Raw genomic sequence first — 19291 nt, forward strand, 5'->3', positions numbered from 1 at the left:
TTCCCCACTGCTGCCTCCCGTAGGAGTCTGGGCCGTGTCTCAGTCCCAGTGTGGCCGGTCACCCTCTCAGGTCGGCTACCCGTCGTCGCCTTGGTAGGCCGTTACCCCACCAACAAGCTGATAGGCCGCGGGCCCATCCTGTACCGATAAATCTTTCCACCATAGAACATGCATTCCATGGTCATATCCGGTATTAGACCCAGTTTCCCAGGCTTATCCCGAAGTACAGGGCAGATCACCCACGTGTTACTCACCCGTTCGCCGCTCGTGTACCCCGAAGGGCCTTACCGCTCGACTTGCATGTGTTAAGCACGCCGCCAGCGTTCGTCCTGAGCCAGGATCAAACTCTCCGTTGAAGACTCTCGAAAACACCCGAGGGTGCAATCAAAATTATCTAACTAGAGTCCGAAAACCTAGCAAAGCCAAACACCAGCAAAAAATTCGCTGTTGTTTATGTCCAACCTCCCACGACCGGGGGGTACGCGAAGGTTGGAACCAATAATAATTATTGGCACTGACATTCATCGACACACTATTGAGTTCTCAAAGAACACACGCACAAACGGAATAACTGGATCTTCCAGATCTTCCGAAGGGCAACTGTTCCAGCCTAACCTCGCGTCCAGACGATGTCAATCGTAAGCCTGGTCACAAGATCTTCAGCTCCGTCAGGCGCTTCCCCGTACTACCGCGTTTCCCTGGCCCGCCAGCCACTCGGGCTAGCGTCTCGGCTCCGGGTTGGTGTCCGTGTCGCTCTGACTTCCAATAAGTTACGCGCCGGATAACGCCGCGTCAAATCGCCTGGACAACACCGGATCTCCGCAGGTCACGGCGGTGCGCTCAGCCGATGCGGCTGCCTGAATCACACGGATGTGATTCAGGCCTCCGCAACGACGTCAGGCTATCCGATGTACGCCCGCCATGTTCTTCTTTCCGCGCCGGAGCACCAGCCACTCACCGTGCAGGTAGTCGGCGTCGGACGGAGTCCATTCGACGTCGCTGACCCGCTGGTTGTTCACCGACGCGCCGCCTTCGTTGACCACCCGACGGGCCGCGCCCTTGCTTTCGCACAGGCCCGACGCGACGAGCAGGTCGACGATCGTGTTCGGTTCGCCCGGCACCACCTCGGCGACCTTGCCGTCGACCGCGGCTTCGCGCAGTGCGGCGCCGAGCGTGGACAGCGGAAGTTCGCCGAGCTCACCGCGACCGAAGAGGGCATGGCTGGCCAGTTCCGCCGCGCGGGTCTCGGCCTCGCCGTGCACCAGCGTGGTCATCTCCGCCGCCAGACGCTTCTGGGCCTCGCGCGCGAACGGACGTTCCGCCGTCGCCTGCTCGAGTTCGTCGAGTTCTTCGCGGCTCAGGAAGGTGAACCAGCGCAGGTAGCGCACGACATCGGCGTCGGCGGTGTTCACGAAGTACTGGTACCAGGCGTAGGGGCTGGTCAGTTCGGGGTCGAGCCACAGGCTGCCGCCACCGGTGGACTTGCCGAACTTCTTGCCGTCGGCCGAGGTCACCAGCGGCACGGTGAGCGCGTGCACATGCGCGCCGTCCACACGCCGGTTCAGTTCGACGCCGGCGATGATGTTGCCCCACTGATCGGAGCCACCGACCTGCAGCGTGCAGCCGTGCTCGCGCCGCAGCTGCAGGTAGTCGTTGGCCTGCAGCAGCATGTAGCTGAACTCGGTGTAGGAGATGCCGTCGCCTTCGAGCCGCCGTTTGACGGTGTCGCGAGCGAGCATCACGTTCACCGAGAAGTGCTTACCGACATCGCGCAGGAAGTCGACGGTCGACAGCGGACCAGTCCAGTCCATGTTGTTGACGATGACCGCACCGGTCGGCGAATCGTCGAGGTCGACGAAACGCTCGAGCTGGCCTCGAATGCGCTGTGCCCACTCGGCGACGGTGTCGGTCGAGTTCATGGTGCGTTCGCCCACGTCACGCGGGTCGCCGATCATTCCGGTCGCGCCGCCGGCGAGCACGATCGGCCGATGCCCGGCCAGCTGGAAGCGCTTGAGCGCGAGCAGCGGGACGAGGTGGCCGGCGTGCAGGCTGGCGGCGGTCGGGTCGAAGCCGGCATAGAGCGTCAGGGGCGCGGCGGCCGCGGCAGCGCGCAGCTCGTCCAGGTCGGTGGACTGCGCGATCAGGCCGCGCCAGGTCAGTTCGTAGAAGATGTCGCCGGTCACGCTGACCTATCTTTCCGCATGCGGTTCGTCAGTCGCGTGCGGGCCGGGCGCGGGTGATCCAGGCGAGCAGATCGGCTTCGACCTCGTCGCGGTTGGTTTCGTTGAGGACCTCGTGGCGGGCGTCCGCGTAGACCTGGTAGGTGATGTCGTTCAGGCCCGCGTCGCGGTAGCGCTGCACCAGCAGGTCGGACAGGCGCAACTTGTCGTTGAGCGGGTCCTTGTCGCCGACCAGCACGTAGACCGGCAGGTCGGTGCGCACTGTGCTCGGATCGGACAGCCTGGTCTGGGCGTTGACCGCGAGCAGGCCCATGTTGGCCTCGTCGATGGCGAAACCGCACCACGGGTCGGCGTTGTAGGCGTCGACCTGGGCTTCGTCTCGGCTGATCCAGTCGGCGTCGGTGCGGGTGGGCTGGAACTCGGCGTTGAAGAAGGCGGTCAGATCACCGCCTGCGGCCGCGATCTCGCCGAACAGGCCGTCGACCGCGGTAGTACCGCTCAGGACCACCTCGTCGACCAGGTCGGAGTGGTCGAGCAGGTACTGCTGCACGGCGAAGGAGCCGAGGCTGTGGCCGATCAGGGTGACGGGCAGACCGGGATGGCGTTCGCGCAGGATCTCGGTGAGCGCGACCTCGTCGGCGACGAGCAGGTTCCAGCCGTCGGGGCCCAGGTCACCCGGTACCTCACCCATGGTGAGGCCGTGGCCGCGGTGGTCGTCGGCATAGACGGCGAACCCGAGGCCCGAAAGCCGTTCGGCGAGATGGCCGTAGCGATCGGAATGTTCGCCCATGCCGTGCGCGATCTGCACGACGCCGCGCGGCTCGGTCTCCGTGGGGAGCCAGCTCCGCACGTGGATCACGGTGCCGTCGCTGCTGGGAAAAGTGAACACGGGGCGCTCCTGCTCGTACGGTCTTTCGACGTGGTCCTCGATCGTCGCACCCCGGGGGAGTTCGCCATATTGGATTCACAGACGAGATCAGGGCGGCGATCTTGGCTCCGCGGCCGAACCCCGCACAGATGTCTCGGCACGCCGATGATCGCCGGAACCCCCCGGGCTCCGGCGATCGTCAGCGTGTCGAGTCGCGGCTCATCGCACCAGTGCGGTGATGGTGGCGCGGCGTTCGTAGGCGATCCAGGCGAAGATCGCGGCCAGTACCAGCGGGAAGATCGCCATCGCGGGCTTGTCGGCGATGAAGGCCTGCGTCGCGGCGGCGAGCACGGTGAGCACGGAAAGGCCCGCGGCCGCGAGGCCACTGAGCCGCGGCACCATCAGGCCGATGCCGCCTGCCACCTCGACAACTCCGATGAAGATGAGCAGTCCGATGGGGATGGTCAGGTTCTCGGGGGCGTTGTCCATCAGGGTGTTCGGGATGACGAGTTTCGGTCCGCCCGAAGCGATCACGAAGAAGAGGCCGAGCACGATCTGCAGGGTCCACAGAACGCGGTTGCGGATCTTGCCGGGGCGGTAGGTGGCGGCGTCGGAGAAGTTCGCGGAGGGGGTCGCAGTGGTCATTGTCTCGTCCTTCGAGTCGGTCGCGCCGGGTTGGTAGCGCGTTCAACAGATAGGACGGACCGTCGCCCACAAACTCATCGCTGTGGGCGAAGTCTTTCGGAATCGCCGCTCGGCTCGGACGCCCGTGAGCTACGCCGGTAGACCGAGACGGCGTTCGACGCCGGTAGCCAGAACCGCCAGGGAATCTCGGCGGCAACGCTGACGCCCACCCGCGGACCGGAGGCGATATCGGATTGCGGCACAGGTGGTTTCAGTTCCAGGTGCAGCGCGGAGAATGGATCGAACAGCTCGGTTCCATAGTCGGACATACTGATGCCGAGCGCGCTGCCGACATTGCCGGGTCCCCGCGCCAGATCGGCGTCCTTACGGGCGGCGGGTCTGCGTTCACGTGCGATATCGATGCCCGCGACAACTTCGGCCGCACGCACGAGCACCGCACCGGCCTCGCCGTCGTAGCCGCCGGTCACATTCACACACAGGTGAATCCCGTACGAGCGATAGACGTAGAGCCGCCCGGCGGGGCCGAACATCACCGCGTTGCGGGCGGTCGGCCCCGGCCAGGAGTGCGCGGCGGGGTCGGGCCACGGTCCGGCGGGATCGCTGCCGTAGGCCTCGACCTCCACGATCCGCAGGGCCACCGGGCCCGACGTCAGGACGGCACCGAGCAGCCGGTGCGCGGCGGTGGGCGGATCGACGGCCAGTTCCTGGGCGGACACAACCATCATTGTCGTCCGAGCAGGATGGCCCTTGGCTGCCGGGTCAGGCGTAGGCGCTGGGCCTGCCTCGTGTTTCAGGCGGGGATTTTGGCCTCGACCTGGATCAGGTCGTAGCGGAGCGACGAGTGGTCGGCGGGTGGATTCTGGACCGGATCGACCCGGACCAGCAGCTCGTAGGTGTAGCCGGGTTCGTAGGTGAATCCGGTGATGCCGTCGTAGAACAATTGCCACGGCTCATCAGGGGAATAGCGGACCTGCATGCACCGCATGGGTGCGACGCCCTGGCAGTCGACCTGCTCGGCGGCGACGAACATCCGGACGGCGTCCTCCTGCTCGGTGGCCGCGGCATCATCGCTGGTGTCAGCGCAGCCCAGGATGCCGAAGCCGGTCGCGAGCACCATGGTGGCGAGCAGGGTCGGTCGTCGAGCCATGGTGTCGTCCTCCGGCCGTCGGGGTGTCAAGGAAGGGTAGCTGATACGTAACCGAGCAGGGCGGAGGATTTGTCAGCCGAGCAGGTCGGTGCCGCGGTACAGACCTGCCAGCTTGCCGGGGTTGACCTGGAATCGCAGGTTCTGGATGTGTCCGTCGACGAGATCGAAAGTGAAAGCGGCGCCGGGGTTTCCGGCGAAGGACGCCAGGGCGCCGAGCTCGCCGTTGATATCGGCCGCGGTGAGTTCGAAGCCCGCGGACGACGGTTTGGCGAGGACGCCGAGAATCCAGCGAGCGACGTGGTCGGGGCCGTACAGGGGGCGGCGCGCGGCGGTGACCACGCCGCCACCATCGGACCAGCACGTGACATCGGGGGCCAGCAGGTCCATCAGGGCATTGAGGTCTCCGCCCGCGCAGGCGGCCATGAATTGTGCGGTGACCTGGGCGCGAGCGGCCTTGTCGGTATCGAATCGCGGGCGGCGGGATTGGACGTGGTTCTTCGCGCGGTGCGCGACCTGGCGCACGCTCGCCTCGGGACGGTCGAGGGCTTCGGCGATTTCGGCGTGCGAGTAGCCGAACACTTCGCGCAGTAGGAACACGGCGCGTTCGACGGGGGTGAGGGTTTCCAGCACGACGAGCATGGCGGTGGAGACGGTATCGGCCAATTCGGTGTCCTCGGCGATATCGGGCGATGTCAGGACCGGCTCGGGAAGCCAAGGGCCGACATAGCTTTCGCGGGTCGCGCGGGCGGAGGTGAGCCGGTTGAGCGAGAGATTGGTGACCGTGCGGACCAGATAGGCCTTGGGGTGGGTGACCGTGGTGTGGTCGATGTCGTTCCACTTGAGCCAGGTGTCCTGCAGGACGTCCTCGGCGTCGGTGACCGTACCGAGCATGCGGTACGCGGTCGCGAACAGCAGGCGGCGGTGTTCGAGGAACGGATCCTGATCGGACATAGGTCCTACCATCTCGCACGCTCCGTCACTGTGGCGAATCAGCGGGCGCCGATGCTGACCGGCGCCCGATCGGCGACGGCGGCAGGTCACTCACGCGATGGCGCGAGTGACCTTGCCGCCCTTGGACAATTGCACGTTCATGGTCATCTTCTTGCTGGCTTTGAACGCCGGAACCGGGCTGCTGCTGACCATTTCCTTGTAGGTGCGCGCGGCCCAGCCGGTGAGGTAGAGACGGCGCGGGGTGTCGTCGGCCTTGGTGAACTGGATGACCGCGTCGCGGCGGCCGAGGCTGACAGGCTGGTGGAAGTAGCCGAAACGGAACGGCCGCGCCTTCTTACCGCGCAGTTCGGCGGCGATCATGTCGGCGGTGTAGGCGGCGGTGGGCATGCCGCTCTGGCAGGTGCCGTGTACCTGCCCCCATGGCTGACGAACGGCGGCCGCGTCACCGATCGCGTGAATCGTGGGGTGCGACACCGACTTCAGTGTCGGGTCGACGACGATGAGGCCGCGCGCGTCGGTGTCGATACCTGCCTCGGCGGCCAGCGGCGAGACCCGGACACCGGTGGTCCACAGGGTGAGATCGGCGCCGATCACCGTGCCGTCGGCGAGCTCGACCGCGTCGGGCTGCACTTTCGCGACACGCACGCCGATCTCCCGGACGATGCCGAGCCGGTCCAGCGCCTTGTTCAGGTGCGCGCGGGCCTTGTCGCCCATCATCGCGCCCGGCTCGCCCGAGCTGATCAGGGTGACGCGCAGGCCAGGGTGGCTTTCCGCGATCTCGGTGGCGGCTTCGATGCCGGTGAGGCCGCCGCCGCAGACGGCAACCGAGGCGCCTTCGGTCGCGAGAGTGGCCAGCTTGCCTGCGAATTCGTGGGCGCGGCGGGGGTTGTCGAGGGTGAAGGCGTGTTCGGCGACGCCGGGTACGAGGGTCGTCTCGGCGGTGCTGCCGAGGGCGTAGATCAGTTCGTCGTAGGCGAGCTCGCCCGCACCGTCGACGTGGACGCGCTGGACGGTGGGGTCGATGGCGGTGACCCAGCCCTGGACGAACTCGATACCGGTGCCGTCGAGCATTTCCGGGATGTCGTGGTGGGCGAGTTCCTGGCCCGCGGCGACCTGGTGCATCCGCAGCCGCTCGGTGAAGCGGGCCGAAGGGTTGACCAGGGTGATCGCCACATCCAATTTCCGGGTGCGCCGGGCCAGGCGGATCGCGGCCAGCATGCCGGTGTAGCCGGCGCCGAGGACGACGATGCGGTGCGTGGTGGTGGTCATTGCGCTGCTCCTTGTCGGTGGGATGTTCATGGGACAAAGCAGCCCGTCGGAACGTGACAACCCATCATTGTGATCCACATCACACATCCTGACCTGCGAAAAACCCTGAACACGTCGGTAAGGAATCAGGGTCGAACCGGGGACGCACCCCGATGTGGCACGAGGCTTACGTCCCTACCGTCGATGCATGGCTTCTCCCCCACGTCGGCTGCGCCGAATCCTGCTCGGCGCGTGCGCCCTTGTCGTCATCCTGCCCACTGCGATCGGCGCCGGGGTGGCGTGGACATGGACCGATGCTGACGTATCCGCGGTCGGCACAACGGAATTCACCCAGCCGCTACGCATTCCGCCATTGGCCGATTCGACCGTCGATTCCGCCGGAACACGGGTGTTCTCGCTCGATATGCGCACCGGGACAACCGCGTTCGAACCCGGACGCGAGACCGAGACCTGGGGTTTCAACGGCAGCCATCTCGGTCCGACCTTGCGCGCGGCCCGCGGCGAACGGGTGCGCGTCCAGGTGCGCAACCAATTACCCGAAGCGTCGACGGTGCACTGGCACGGCATGCATCTGCCCGCCGCCATGGACGGCGGGCCGCACCAGATGGTCGAGCCCGGCGCGTCATGGGCACCGGAATGGACGGTGGCCCAACCGGCTTCGACCCTCTGGTATCACCCGCACCCACACGGCGCGACCGAGGACCACGTGCGCCGCGGCCTGGCGGGGATGTTCCTGATCGATGACGCGCCGAGCGCCGAACTGCCGCTGCCGAACACCTACGGTGTCGACGACATCCCGGTGATCGTGCAGGACATGCGACTACGCGGAAACCGCCTCGACGGCGCGCACGCGATCTTCCGCGATATCGGATTCCTCGGCGATCGCACCATGGTCAACGGCACGCTCGCGCCCTACCAGGAGGTCGGCGACGAACTGGTGCGGCTGCGCCTGCTCAATGCCTCGACCGCGCGGATCTATACCTTCGCCTTCGACGATGCCCGACCGTTCGCGATGCTCGGTTCCGACGGCGGCCTGCTCGAACGCCCCGCCACCCTGGATCGCATCCAGCTCTCACCCGGCGAGCGCGCCGAGATCGTGGTGCGAATGCGGCCCGGTGAGCGCACCGTTCTCCGCAGCGAGAAGCTCGAGGCGGGCCTGGACTTCTGGTCGAACCGGTTCTCGGGCGGTGACGACAGGTTCGATGTCCTCGAACTGCGCGCCGCGTCCACCCTGCGACCCTCCCCCGCGCTGCCGGAAACCCTTGTGCCGCCGTCGATTCCCGACGGCACGGACTCGGTCGTGCAACGCCGCTTCGATCTGACCCTGGCCGGTATCAACGGCGAGCGCATGGACATGAGCCGCATCGACACGACCGTCACCCGGGGCACCACCGAGACCTGGGTCGTGCGCAACATCGACGGCATGCCGCACAACTTTCACGTCCACGATGTGCAGTTCCGGGTGCTCGACTACGACGGGGCCCCGCCACCACCCGAGCTGGCCGGCGCCAAGGACACCATTTTCCTGCCGCCGAATACGGCGGCCACCCTGGTCCTGCGCTTCGACGGGCCTGCCGATCCGACGACGCCGTACATGTACCACTGCCACCTGCTGTGGCACGAGGATATCGGGATGATGGGCCAGTTCACCGTCGTCGAACCAGGTCAGCAGGCTGCGACACCCCCTGGACACGCCCACTGACCCTTGCCACATCGACACCATCGCGCTAAATTCATCACGTAGTGAATTCAACACTCGATGAATTGAGGCGACCATGTCGCACACCGCACCGCCACCGACCGCCATCCAGGTCGCGGACCTGACCGTCAAGCGCGGAAAACGGTCCGTCCTGCACGGCCTGACCATGGACATCCCGCGCGGCTCGATCACCGGCCTGCTCGGCCCGTCGGGTTGCGGGAAGACCACCCTGCTGCGCAGCATCGTGGGAACGCAGCTGGTGGAGTCGGGGACCGTCACCGTGCTCGGAGAGCCCGCGGGTAGCGCCGGGTTGCGCCGCCGGGTCGGCTACGTCACCCAGGCGCCGAGCATCTACGCCGACATCAGCGTCCGCGACAATGTGGCCTACTACGCCGCGCTCTACGGGCGCGACCGGGACGACACCGAATCCGCGCTCGTCGCGGTCGGTTTGGCCGATCACGCCGATCAGCTCGGCGATCAGCTCTCGGGTGGGCAGAAGACCAGAGCGTCGCTGGCGTGCGCGCTCGTCGGCAAGCCCGAGCTGTTGGTGCTCGACGAACCGACGGTCGGACTCGATCCGGTGTTGCGCGTGGAGCTGTGGAAGCAGTTCCGCGAATTGGCCGCGGCGGGAACGACTTTGCTGGTCTCGAGTCATGTGATGGACGAAGCCGAACACTGCGACAAGCTGCTGCTGATGCGCGAGGGCGTACTGCTCGCCCAGCTCAGCCCCGACGAACTGCGCGAGCGTACCGACGAACAGAACCTCGAGGCCGCCTTCCTGACCTTGATCACGATGGGAGAGCACCCATGACCACCCTGCGCCCCTACACCGCCACCACCGGCCGGATCCTGCGGCAACTGCGCAACGATCACCGCACCGTGGCGATGATCCTGGTGGTTCCCGCCCTGCTGATGACCCTGCTGTACTTCATCTACCAGGACGCACCGCGCGCCCCACACGCCCCGCTGACGATGTTCGACCGGGTCGGCATCACGATGCTCGGGATCCTGCCGTTCATCGTGATGTTCCTGATCACCGCGATCGCGATGCAGCGCGAACGCACATCCGGAACCCTCGAACGGCTGCTCACCACTCCGCTGAGCAAGCTCGACCTGCTCGCCGGGTACGGCAGCGCGTTCTCCCTCGCCGCCGCCGCCCAGGCCGCGGTCGCCAGCGTGGTCGCGTTCTGGCTGCTCGGGTTGACCGCCGCGGGCAGTCCCGGCTGGGTCCTGCTGATCGCGATGGTCGACGCGGTGTGCGGCGTCGGGCTCGGCCTGCTGGCGAGCGCCTTCGCGCGCACCGAGTTCCAGGCCGTGCAGTTCATGCCGGTGATCGTCGCACCGCAGATCTTCCTGTGCGGGCTGCTGGTTCCGCGCGACCGGCTACCCGGCTGGCTGGAGGCGATCAGCAATGTGATGCCGTTGAGTTACGCGGTGGACGCGCTACAGCAGGTGTCGGTCCATGCGGAGCCGACGGGCGCGATGTGGCGCGATATCGCCGTGGTCGCCGGGTTCGCGGTGGTGGCGCTCGGCCTCGCCGCGGCTACTCTGCGTCGACGCACCCCGTAGCGAACAAGGCCCGGCCACGACGAGAGGACACCATGAGTGACGGCGAATCCGGTTCCGGCACAGCGAGATCCGGGCGCACCGGGCGCAGGCCGGGCAATGCCGACACCAAGCTGGCGATTCTCGACGCGGCGCGAGTGCGGTTCGCGGGCGCCGGGTTCGACAAGACTTCGATCCGCGCGATCGCGGCCGATGCCGATGTCGACCCGGCGCTGGTGCACCACTATTTCGGCAACAAGCAGCAACTGTTCGCCGCCGTGGTGGACTTCCCGGTCGACCCGGACACGACGTTGCGCGCGGTCGACGCCGCTCCGGTCGACGAGCTCGGGCAGACCATCGTGCGCGCGGTGGTCACGGTGTGGGACTCCCCCGCCGGACCCGGCATCGTGGCCATGGTGCGCAGTATTTTCGCGGGCGGCGATCAGAATCTCGCGCGCTCGTTCCTGCTCCAAGTGGTGCTGGAACGGGTCCGCGTGCGCATCGCGACCCCGGATGACGACGGACGGGCCAGGGTCTCGCTCGCCGCGTCCCAGATGATGGGGGTGTTGACCGCACGCAAGATCATCGCGCTGGAACCGCTGGCCTCCATGCCGATCGATGCCGTGGTCGATGCCGTCGGCCCGGTCGTCCAGCGCTACCTGACGGGCGATATCACTACCGGCAGTTGGTGATTCAGCGCGAACTCACCCGCACGACAGCCGGTGGCACGTCGCGCAGGACCGGCAGCGCACCGAACATCGGCAGGGTCGCGGCCAGCGGACCGTGCGAGGGCCCGTAGGAGCTCACCGTCACCTCGCCGACCGCCGGACTCCACGAGCGCAGCAACGCCGCGATCTTGCTGCGCTCGATCCCCCACGGCATCGGCGGCGCCGTGTAGTCCGGTGTCTTGCGGAAGCCGCGCACGGTCTTGCGGGAAAACCACGGCGGGATGGTGTCGAACATCAGCTCGACGCCGGCGAATCGTTCGAGAATCGCGGTCACCAGGCGGCGCACGTCGTCGGGCTCGAAGTACATCAAAAGCCCCTGGGCCGTGACGAAGACACCGCGCTCGGCGTCGACGTGGTCGAGCCAGGACAGATCCAGCGCGCTGATCGGCAGATACTCGCACCGCGAGACCGGCGGCAGGAACCGGGTGCGGATCTCGATCGCCTCCGGCACATCGACGCACAGCCAGCGCACCGCGCCGTCGTCGCATCGCTGGAACTGGGTCTCGAGGCCGGCCGCCAGTTCCACCACGGTCCCGCCGGGATGTGCGGCCAGCCACGGCCGCAGCGCGTCGTCGAACCGGGCCGAGCGGACGGCGTGGGTACCATCGGGCTTCCCGAAGGTCCGCGCGTAGTCGAAATCGATGGTGTCGTAGAGGCGTTCGCAGTCCGGGTCGGTCAGGATCGCGTCGGCGCGCTTCACCTCCGAACCGCGGTTGTGGAGGGTCCACAGCATGGTCAGGGGAATGCCGCTCAGTGCGACGTCATCGGCCATCGGACACACTCTTTTCCTGATCGGGTCGGCACCTCGGCAAGCTGACTAAGGTGAGCCTAACTCCGATTTCGGAGGAGTGGGGAAGCTACCGGGTGCGCCGGTCAGGATTCGGCGACGAAGAATTCGTGTTCGGCGTCGGTGACGTCGCGGGCCTCGTCGATCAGCAGCACCGGGATGCCGTTGTCGATCGGGTAGGCGCGGCGCAGGCGGGGGTTGTAGAGCACGCTCGCATCGGCTTCGGTGCGCACCAACTGCAGCGGGCCCTTGTCCTGGGGGCAGGCGAGCAGGCCGAGCAGAGTCGCGTCGATCGTGGATTCTTGCGCCATAACCGACAACCTACCCCGCCGTCGCCGACGCCGGAGAATCCGTGCCACGGCGGAACGAGATGTGGCGGTGACCGAAGTAGCTGCCGACCGCGACCAGGCCGAGAACGACCACCGCCGAGGGCATCCGCGGCAACCCGAACACCGACACCGCGAGCGAGAGCAACGCCATGTTCAGCACGAGTCCGCCCGAGTTCACCACCACGAACCCGAGGAAGTCGCGCAGCACATGCCCACGCACCCGGAACACCAGCGTCCGGTGCAGAACGAACGCGCTGACCAGGCCGATGCTGTAGGCCAGCGCCACCGCGACCGCGGGCGGCACGGAATCGCCGAGAACGGCCATCCAGGCCACGGTGAGCACGATGCCGAGGACGGTGTTGAAGCCGCCGATCAGCGCGAACGCCAGTTCCTGGCGCCGCACGACCCGCAGCAGCAGGCCGGTCGGCGCGTCGGCGACATGCGGTGAGTCGGCTGTCATGACGACACGTTCACCATTTCACGTTCGGGGGTGTCGGCGGCCGGTTCGGTGGCCTCGCTCTCGGCACCGCGACGACGTCCACGCACGTAGAACCACTGCGCGACACCGAGTCCGGCCAGCCCGGTGAGCACGGCCGCGATGCCGATCTTCCAGCCCGGCGGACGCCAGGTGACATCGAGTTCGGCCTTGTCGGTGCCCGCCGGGATGTCCACCGCCAGGATCGACTTGGCGATCTGCGTCACCGGGATCGGTTCGCCGTTCAGCGACGCCCGGTAGCCGGGCCACGCCAGGCGCGAGAGCACGATCCGGCCACCGTTGGCCGAACTGACCTGTGCCCGGGTGCTCGAGTAGCTCTCCGACAGCGACGTCGCGGTGACGCCTGCGGCATCGGTGATCCGGCCGTTCTTGCTCGAGATCGGTCCGTCGACCCGCTCGAGCACACCGATGTAGTTCTCGTGGCCCGGGTAGTCGACCCACTTCCACCCGGCGGGCGGTTCCTGGTTGACCACGTCGGGGAACAGCGCCTTCTGCACGACGACCCGGTCCAGGTTCATCAGATCGGCCAACGGCCGCCCTGTGGTGGCCTCCGGCGCGAACATCCGCCGGTAGGCGTCGGGGCACACGCTGCTGTCCCAGCGCATGCACAGCAGTTCGCCGAAGTAGAAGTGCCCGGTCGGCGTGTAGCCGTTCACGTAGTTCAGGCCCAGGCCCTTGGCGGAGTTGCCGAAGACGAGCGACCCGTAGGCCCCGTCCACGCTCTTGTCCTTGGGCTGGAGCAGCCCACGGTCACCGAGCTGGATGGTGTTGCCGGTGAAATCGGGGAACTTCGCCGCGGCCTCGGACCGCGAGGCGGGCAGGTTCCACGACATCGGCGTCGGCTGCGCGTCACGAACCTGCAGGTACACGATCGGGAACATCGCGGTGATGGCGAGCAGGCACGCGGCGGCGACACCACGGGTCTTGTCCAGCCAGATCAGCCCGGCGCCGAGCGCGCCGATCGCGACCGCCGACAGCAGGTGCCAGTACCAGTCATCGGGCGCGGCCGAGAACGACCGGACCCACAGCAGCAGGATCAGCACACCGGCGGCGATACCGCGATTCTTCAGGTCCTTGGTGGTGCCGTAACGACCGAGCAACACGCAGACCAGCACGAGCAGACCGATCGCGAGCATCGGCAGCACCCGCACCGGCCACCGCAGCGGCCCGACCGTGCCGGGACCGGCCGTCCACATCAGCATCATGATCGCGAAGATCCCGACCGCGCTGAGTTCACGCCAGCAGTCCTTCGCCCTGCGCCAATCGATGAAGGCGAGCGCGGGCACCAGGAACCAGGCGATATAGGTGACCGGCATCGGCTGGATGTAGCCCCACCACGAGGTGAACGCGGGCAAGGTGCTCGGCAGGCTCGCGTTCAGCGACTCCGACCACGGCACGGTGAGGAACTGGTCGTTGATGATCTGCGCGGTCCCGCGCCAGGTCACCTTGGCCGAGAGCATGCTCGGCAGGTAGGTCAGCAGACCGGCGAGCCCGGCACACAGCGACACCAGCGCCAACCGCAGCACCGGCCGCCATGCGCGCTGGTAGATGATCTCGCCGACGGCGACGGCGAACAGCATCAACACCGCTTCGACCGCAGGGAAGATGTACTGCACCGAAATCGTCAGATACAAGAAGATGAAAACCGGGATCGGCCCGCCGGTTCCCCGCGCGTAGCGCACCGACGACGCCCACGCGTGCACCATCCACGCGGTGCCGGTGAGCGCGGTCATCCAGCTCGCGGTGTCGAAGAACAGGAAGAAGCCCGACAGCGGGAACGCGACGCCCGCGACCGCCGCCCACGACAGCCGACCACCGTAGGCCAGGCAGATCCGGTACACACCCAGACCCGCGATGATCGAGAAGATCAACTTCACCACGGTCGCGTAGAGCGCGATATTGTCCACCGACGGCGCGATCAGGTCGATCAGCAGCTGCGGCGGGTTGAACAGCCCGGCATCGTCCATCGTGTTGTTGCCCGACATCCACTGCTCGGGAACCATCGCGGGGAACCGGCCCTCGCGCATCTCGCGGCCCAGCGTCACCCACAGCGAGGTGTACTGCGACTCGGTGTCGTCGGTGAAGAAATGACGTGCGTTGGCCAAAAGCACAGCGACGTACCCGAGGATCACCCCGATAGTGGTGACGAGCCCCCATCGCACGACATCGCGTCGCGAATCAGGGTCTCTACGCGCATCGAGTACAGCACTGTCGGTCACGAGTCCCAGACCCTACATCGACCGGCCGTTCATGGTGCAGTGGGTCAGGCAGATTCCCTCGGCGCAGCTCCGAGAAGGCCAGGCTGTACCGTGTTAGAGTTCACCGGCTCGGACTCTGCTGTCACGCAGGGAGTACCGGCACGCACCGTCTTCGAAAGTCGATCCAGCTGATGCCGATTCCCACCTCGCCGACCTACCGTCCCGTTCCTCCGACGCCGAACGGTCATGCCGACGCGTCCGGCGGCCCTCGCCCACATCGGGTTTCGGTCGTGGTGCCGATCTACCGCGGCGAGGAGACCATCAGCGGCCTGGTCGGCGAACTGCACAAGCTGAGCCGACCCACCGAAACGCCGGGTGGCGTCACGTTCGTCGTTGACGAGATCGTCCTGGTCCACGATCACGGCCCCGATCACTCCGATGTTGTGCTCCAGGAACTGGAACACATCTTCGAGGAGGTGCGCACCGTCTGGTTGAGCCGCAACTTCGGCCAGGACGCGGCGACCATCGCGGGCATGTCGGCCGCGGGCGGCGACTGGATCATCACCATGGACGAAGACGGTCAGCATGATCCGGCGTTCATCGGCAAGTTCCTCGACGCGGCGCTCACCGAGCGGGCCGACCTCGTGTACTCGAAGCCGGTGAACACCCGCCCGCACGGTTTCCTGCGCAACATCACCTCGCGCGGCGCGAAGATCGTGTTGGCGACGCTGTTCGCCTTCCCCGACTCGAGTCGTTTCGAGAGCTACCGGCTCATCCGCGGCGATATCGGCCGCCAACTCGCCGGGGTCGCGTCCAACGGCGTCTACCTCGACGTCGCACTCACCTGGGTGGTCGGCTCGGTCGCGCAGGTGCCGGTCGAGCTGCGGGCCGAGGGTCGCGACGAGTCCGGGTACAACTACCGCCGACTGTTCTCGCTGTTCTGGAAGATGGTGTTGTGCAGCGGCACTCGCGGGCTGCGGCTGGTGAGCATGCTCGGCGTGACCCTCGCGCTCGGCGGGCTCGTATTCGCCGCGGTGATCATCGGCCAGCATCTCACCGGGGACGGTGCGCCCGAAGGGTGGGCATCGATCATCGTCGTGCTGCTGCTGTGTTCGGGTGCGACGTTGTTCTCGCTCGGGCTGATCGCCGAATACCTCGGCGTCGCACTGCACGTCCTGGTGGGTAAACCGCTGTACCTCACCGTAGACTCACCGACTCCGCGTCCCGGCCATCGGGAAGCGACCACCGCGAAGAGAGAGACCGACCGGGTTGAGCAGTGACCGCATCATCTTCAGCCGACCGTTTCGGGCGCGCCAGGAACTGGCCAACCTCGAGGCGGTGCTGAACTCTGATCACAGTCACGGCGACGGCGCGTTCACCGCGTCGGCCACAGCGAAGATCAAGGCCATCACCGAGGCCCCGCACGCACTGCTGACCACCTCGTGCACCTCCGCGCTCGAAATGGCGGGCCTACTGCTCGAATTGGGCCCCGACGACGAAGTGATCGTGCCCAGCTTCGCTTTCACCTCGACCGCGACGTCGATGGCGTTGCGTGGCGTGACTTGCGTCTTCGCCGATATCGACCTCGCCACCGGCAATCTCGATCCGGCCTCGGTCGCCGCCGCGCTCACGCCGCGCACCAAAGCCGTTGTCGTCATCCACTACGGCGGTGTCGCCGCGGACATGGCCGAGCTCCTCGCGCTCGCCGACGCGCACGGCTTCGCGATCATCGAGGACAACGCGCACGGCCTCGGCGGTCGCTGGCGTGGCCAGTCCCTCGGCACCATCGGCACGCTCGGCACGCTGAGCTTCCACGACACCAAGAACGTGCACTGCGGTGAGGGCGGCGCCCTGCTGCTCACCGACGAGATCCTGATGGCGCGCGCCGAGATCATCCGGGAGAAGGGCACCGACCGGGCTCGTTTCCTGCGCGGCGCGGTCGACAAGTATTCCTGGCAGGACATCGGTTCCAGCTACCTGCCGAGTGAACTCAACGCGGCGGTGCTCGACGCGCAGCTCGCGGAGTTCGATGTCATCCAGGCCGGTCGCCATCGGGTGTGGGACGGCTACGCGAGCGCGCTGCCGGACTGGGCCGCGCGCAACGATATCCGCCTGATGACCGTCCCCGACGACCGCGAGCACACCGCGCACCTGTACTACCTGCGCACCCCGACCGAGGCCCGCCGTGACGACCTGATCAGCCACCTCGGCTCGCTCGGGATCTCCGCGCCGTTCCACTATGTTCCGCTGGATTCGAGCCCGGCCGGATTCAAACTCGGCCGGACCCCGAATCCGTGCGTGCGCAGTGCCGAGTTCTCCGGCACAGTCGTTCGGCTCCCGCTGTGGCCCGACCTGAGCGACGAGCAGGTCGCTCGGGTCGTCGAGGCGGTCACCGCGTTCACCGTCTGACTCAGACGTCGAGGACGTAGAGCTTTTCCCGCCCGCCCGCGATCAACGCCCGGTAGGACACGCGCGCCCCGTACCGCCGGAAGAAGGCATCCAGGCTCGGCTCGGTGAACCGGGCTTCCTGGGCGCCGTCACCCGCGTTGGTGAACCGTCGGCCGATGGTGGCGAGCACCCGATTGTCACTTGTCGCGAGGTTGCGGACAGGCTCAGCGATGATCACCTGGACGCGGGCCGCCGCGATCATGCGATCGATGACAGCTTCCGGGTCCGGCAGGAAGTGGTAGAGGCTGGCCTGCATGATCAGGTAGTCGGCGGGCGGCAGCGGATCATCGGCGTGTACGTTCCACACCTCGCCGTGTCCACCCGCTCGGGTCAGTTCGGCCACGAATCCCTCGTTGAGATCGAGCCCGCGATAGTCGACGGATTTTTCCTGCAAATGTTTGGTGAACAGGGTCGCCGGGCCGCAACAGACGTCGACGACGCTGGCCCCCGGTGGTATCAGGGCGGCAATCGGCTGAAAACGCCCGTCGTAGTGACGGCCGTACAACCCCCGCATCAGTACTTCGTACACGGTTCCGCTGCGATAGATCAGGCTGGTGCTCACGAAAAAGATCCTCTGGAACATCGGTGAAACAACTAGCCCACGCGATGCTACGGAGTATTCGGCTTCCCCGCCGACCGAGAGATGGTCGGCGGGGACCGTTTTCAGCCCAGCAACCGCTCCACATCGGACGCGGTGAGTACTTCGTAGGCGTCGGTGTCCCAGTTGTAGAACCAGGTGTTCGGTCCCGGCTGCGGCAGACCGGCGGCCATGACCGCCGACGCCGAGGGACGGAAGCTGGAACTGCGTGGGATCTCGTCGACGACGTAGACCAGGTCGGGACGCTGGCTGCGCTCCAGCCCGCGCATCGCCTCGGTGACATCGCCCGGTTCGATCCGGAAACCGTGGCGCACGCTCAGCGCTGCCGCCGCGATCGTGCCCGACGGGGTCTTCAGCCCGAACGCGACCTCCATGTCGACCGGCGTGATGTCGTTGAGCACGTCCACGATCGGCTGGGTGAACACCGACCCACGCGCGGTGTGGATCACCGTGTCGCGGCGGTCGACCAGCCAGTAGTCACCGTCGCTGTCGCGCCGGAACAGGTTCTCCGTCGGCCACCAGGCGTCACCGGCCTGGAACACCCCGCGCAGCCCGCCGTCGGAGATGTCGCCGCCGTCCACGGCCTTGCCCAGCAGCAGGCCGGGTTCGTTGTCGGCGCAGCGGCGCGCGAATCCGTCGTCACCGACGAGGATCTGCTCGCTGACCGGGTCGTAGGCGACCAGTTCCACCCGAGCGGTGCCGGGCACGGGCCTGCCCTTCGACCCGATCTTGGCGCCGGGGACATTCGCCAGCACCACATCACCGTCGATCGAGGCGTAGAACTCGAGCACCCTGGCCGGCTCGAACTGTTCGACCGTGCGCCGCCAGAGCCCAGCGGGCATACCGGAGCCGATGAACAGCCGGATCGGATGGTTGTGGCCGGCGGGAAAGACCTGGGCGTCGAGCAGATCGCGCAGCATGGTCCAGGTGTAGGTGACGACGGTGACGCCGTAGCGGTGCACCTCTTCGGCGAAGCGGCCCGGGTCCATGTCCATCGGCCTGGCCAGCGCGATCCGGCTGCCACCGGCGATCGCCCCACCGAGACTCACCAGCAGCCCCGACGAATGATGCAGTGGCGCAAGGCAGTACACGGTGTCGCGCCGGTCGAGGTCGGCCGCGCTCGCGGTGCCGAACGCCGACAGCGCCCAGCGATGGTTGGTGATGTACTTCGCCTCGAGGCGGTCGCCGGAGCCGAGCACGAGCACGAACGCGAGTTCACGCGCCAGACCGGGGTTCGGCCGGTACCAGGCGGGCACCCTGACCGTCGCCGGGTCGATCTGCTCGAGGTCGATCACCCGGTCGCGGGGGGGGGGGCGGGCCGCATGAGTGTGTGGACCGCGGCGCGCCGGAACACTGGGGGGGGGGGGCGCGGGGGTGGGGCGGTTTGGAGGGGGGGTGTTGTC

Annotated in this window: 19 protein-coding genes and 1 rRNA gene; 6 read left to right on the forward strand and 14 right to left on the reverse strand. The window is 67.0% G+C overall.

The window, feature by feature from the left end; genetic code table 11:
• The 8 genes from ACFWPX_RS27525 to ACFWPX_RS27560 all read right to left on the reverse strand — a co-directional run.
• Positions 1-356: ribosomal RNA gene (locus ACFWPX_RS27525) — 16S ribosomal RNA — on the reverse strand; the annotation flags it as partial.
• Positions 357-896: 540 nt separating this feature from the next.
• On the reverse strand, positions 897-2183 hold the full coding sequence (tyrS, locus tag ACFWPX_RS27530; protein ID WP_378930343.1) for a tyrosine--tRNA ligase: 1287 nt from the start codon (positions 2181-2183) through the stop codon (positions 897-899).
• A 28-nt stretch (positions 2184-2211) separates the two neighbouring features.
• Positions 2212-3069, reverse strand: a complete 858-nt coding sequence (locus tag ACFWPX_RS27535) for an alpha/beta hydrolase (RefSeq protein WP_378930345.1) — start codon at positions 3067-3069, stop codon at positions 2212-2214.
• A gap of 198 nt (positions 3070-3267) precedes the next feature.
• On the reverse strand, positions 3268-3693 hold the full coding sequence (locus ACFWPX_RS27540; RefSeq protein WP_378917591.1) for a DoxX family protein: 426 nt from the start codon (positions 3691-3693) through the stop codon (positions 3268-3270).
• A 74-nt stretch (positions 3694-3767) separates the two neighbouring features.
• Entirely contained in the window at positions 3768-4418 is a 651-nt protein-coding gene (locus ACFWPX_RS27545) for a DNA-3-methyladenine glycosylase (RefSeq protein ID WP_378917589.1), read from the reverse strand.
• Between the two features lie 65 nt (positions 4419-4483).
• Entirely contained in the window at positions 4484-4840 is a 357-nt protein-coding gene (locus ACFWPX_RS27550) for a DUF4377 domain-containing protein (protein ID WP_378930347.1), read from the reverse strand.
• Positions 4841-4912: 72 nt separating this feature from the next.
• A complete protein-coding gene (locus tag ACFWPX_RS27555) occupies positions 4913-5791 on the reverse strand; it encodes an RNA polymerase sigma-70 factor (RefSeq protein ID WP_378930349.1) in 879 nt (292 codons plus the stop codon).
• Between the two features lie 90 nt (positions 5792-5881).
• Positions 5882-7060, reverse strand: coding sequence for an NAD(P)/FAD-dependent oxidoreductase (locus tag ACFWPX_RS27560; protein WP_378930351.1), 1179 nt, complete (start codon positions 7058-7060; stop codon positions 5882-5884).
• A 187-nt stretch (positions 7061-7247) separates the two neighbouring features.
• Here ACFWPX_RS27560 and ACFWPX_RS27565 point away from each other — a divergent pair, with 187 nt between their 5' ends.
• From ACFWPX_RS27565 to ACFWPX_RS27580, 4 genes are all read left to right on the forward strand, one after another.
• Complete coding sequence (locus ACFWPX_RS27565) at positions 7248-8762, forward strand: multicopper oxidase family protein (protein ID WP_378930353.1); 1515 nt, start codon at positions 7248-7250, stop codon at positions 8760-8762.
• A gap of 73 nt (positions 8763-8835) precedes the next feature.
• Positions 8836-9570, forward strand: a complete 735-nt coding sequence (locus tag ACFWPX_RS27570; RefSeq protein ID WP_378917579.1) for an ABC transporter ATP-binding protein — start codon at positions 8836-8838, stop codon at positions 9568-9570.
• A complete protein-coding gene (locus tag ACFWPX_RS27575; RefSeq protein ID WP_378917577.1) occupies positions 9567-10328 on the forward strand; it encodes an ABC transporter permease in 762 nt (253 codons plus the stop codon). Before ACFWPX_RS27570 ends, ACFWPX_RS27575 begins: the two co-directional genes overlap by 4 nt.
• 32 nt (positions 10329-10360) lie before the next feature.
• Positions 10361-10996, forward strand: coding sequence for a TetR family transcriptional regulator (locus ACFWPX_RS27580; RefSeq protein WP_378930355.1), 636 nt, complete (start codon positions 10361-10363; stop codon positions 10994-10996).
• A gap of 1 nt (position 10997) precedes the next feature.
• On the opposite strand, the gene ACFWPX_RS27585 is transcribed toward ACFWPX_RS27580, so the two are convergent.
• From ACFWPX_RS27585 to ACFWPX_RS27600, 4 genes are all read right to left on the reverse strand, one after another.
• Positions 10998-11804: a class I SAM-dependent methyltransferase gene (locus ACFWPX_RS27585; protein ID WP_378930357.1), complete on the reverse strand. Its 807-nt coding sequence runs from the start codon at positions 11802-11804 to the stop codon at positions 10998-11000.
• 101 nt (positions 11805-11905) lie between these two features.
• The gene (locus tag ACFWPX_RS27590) at positions 11906-12130 is read right to left on the reverse strand and encodes a Trm112 family protein (RefSeq protein WP_378917571.1); all 225 of its coding nucleotides are present in this window, start codon (positions 12128-12130) and stop codon (positions 11906-11908) included.
• Between the two features lie 10 nt (positions 12131-12140).
• Complete coding sequence (locus ACFWPX_RS27595) at positions 12141-12608, reverse strand: GtrA family protein (RefSeq protein WP_378917569.1); 468 nt, start codon at positions 12606-12608, stop codon at positions 12141-12143.
• The gene (locus ACFWPX_RS27600; RefSeq protein WP_378930359.1) at positions 12605-14863 is read right to left on the reverse strand and encodes a hypothetical protein; all 2259 of its coding nucleotides are present in this window, start codon (positions 14861-14863) and stop codon (positions 12605-12607) included. The genes ACFWPX_RS27595 and ACFWPX_RS27600 overlap by 4 nt, the downstream gene beginning before the upstream one ends.
• A 170-nt stretch (positions 14864-15033) precedes the next feature.
• Between ACFWPX_RS27600 and ACFWPX_RS27605 the strand changes: the two genes are divergently transcribed.
• Complete coding sequence (locus ACFWPX_RS27605) at positions 15034-16122, forward strand: glycosyltransferase (RefSeq protein ID WP_378930361.1); 1089 nt, start codon at positions 15034-15036, stop codon at positions 16120-16122.
• Complete coding sequence (gene rffA / locus ACFWPX_RS27610; RefSeq protein ID WP_378917563.1) at positions 16112-17251, forward strand: dTDP-4-amino-4,6-dideoxygalactose transaminase; 1140 nt, start codon at positions 16112-16114, stop codon at positions 17249-17251. Before ACFWPX_RS27605 ends, rffA begins: the two co-directional genes overlap by 11 nt.
• 1 nt (position 17252) lies before the next feature.
• On the opposite strand, the gene ACFWPX_RS27615 is transcribed toward rffA, so the two are convergent.
• Positions 17253-17852 (reverse strand): class I SAM-dependent methyltransferase, encoded by a 600-nt coding sequence (locus ACFWPX_RS27615; RefSeq protein WP_378917561.1) that lies wholly within the window; start codon positions 17850-17852, stop codon positions 17253-17255.
• 101 nt (positions 17853-17953) lie between these two features.
• The coding region (locus tag ACFWPX_RS27620; protein WP_378930363.1) for an AMP-binding protein at positions 17954-19291 on the reverse strand (1338 nt) is incomplete at its 5' end.

This window comes from Nocardia sp. NPDC058518 (assembly GCF_042719655.1).
Classification (GTDB): domain Bacteria; phylum Actinomycetota; class Actinomycetes; order Mycobacteriales; family Mycobacteriaceae; genus Nocardia.

Bases quoted from the DNA above. Each gene is read 5' to 3' on its own strand.
- ACFWPX_RS27550 (WP_378930347.1), bottom strand. From the start codon at position 4,840: ATGGCTCGACGACCGACCCTGCTCGCCACCATGGTGCTCGCGACCGGC.
- ACFWPX_RS27585 (WP_378930357.1), bottom strand. From the start codon at position 11,804: ATGGCCGATGACGTCGCACTGAGCGGCATTCCCCTGACCATGCTGTGG.
- ACFWPX_RS27555 (WP_378930349.1), bottom strand. From the start codon at position 5,791: ATGTCCGATCAGGATCCGTTCCTCGAACACCGCCGCCTGCTGTTCGCG.
- ACFWPX_RS27570 (WP_378917579.1), top strand. From the start codon at position 8,836: ATGTCGCACACCGCACCGCCACCGACCGCCATCCAGGTCGCGGACCTG.
- ACFWPX_RS27590 (WP_378917571.1), bottom strand. From the start codon at position 12,130: ATGGCGCAAGAATCCACGATCGACGCGACTCTGCTCGGCCTGCTCGCC.
- ACFWPX_RS27540 (WP_378917591.1), bottom strand. From the start codon at position 3,693: ATGACCACTGCGACCCCCTCCGCGAACTTCTCCGACGCCGCCACCTAC.
- ACFWPX_RS27575 (WP_378917577.1), top strand. From the start codon at position 9,567: ATGACCACCCTGCGCCCCTACACCGCCACCACCGGCCGGATCCTGCGG.
- ACFWPX_RS27580 (WP_378930355.1), top strand. From the start codon at position 10,361: ATGAGTGACGGCGAATCCGGTTCCGGCACAGCGAGATCCGGGCGCACC.
- ACFWPX_RS27565 (WP_378930353.1), top strand. From the start codon at position 7,248: ATGGCTTCTCCCCCACGTCGGCTGCGCCGAATCCTGCTCGGCGCGTGC.
- ACFWPX_RS27560 (WP_378930351.1), bottom strand. From the start codon at position 7,060: ATGACCACCACCACGCACCGCATCGTCGTCCTCGGCGCCGGCTACACC.
- ACFWPX_RS27605 (WP_378930361.1), top strand. From the start codon at position 15,034: ATGCCGATTCCCACCTCGCCGACCTACCGTCCCGTTCCTCCGACGCCG.
- ACFWPX_RS27545 (WP_378917589.1), bottom strand. From the start codon at position 4,418: ATGATGGTTGTGTCCGCCCAGGAACTGGCCGTCGATCCGCCCACCGCC.
- ACFWPX_RS27595 (WP_378917569.1), bottom strand. From the start codon at position 12,608: ATGACAGCCGACTCACCGCATGTCGCCGACGCGCCGACCGGCCTGCTG.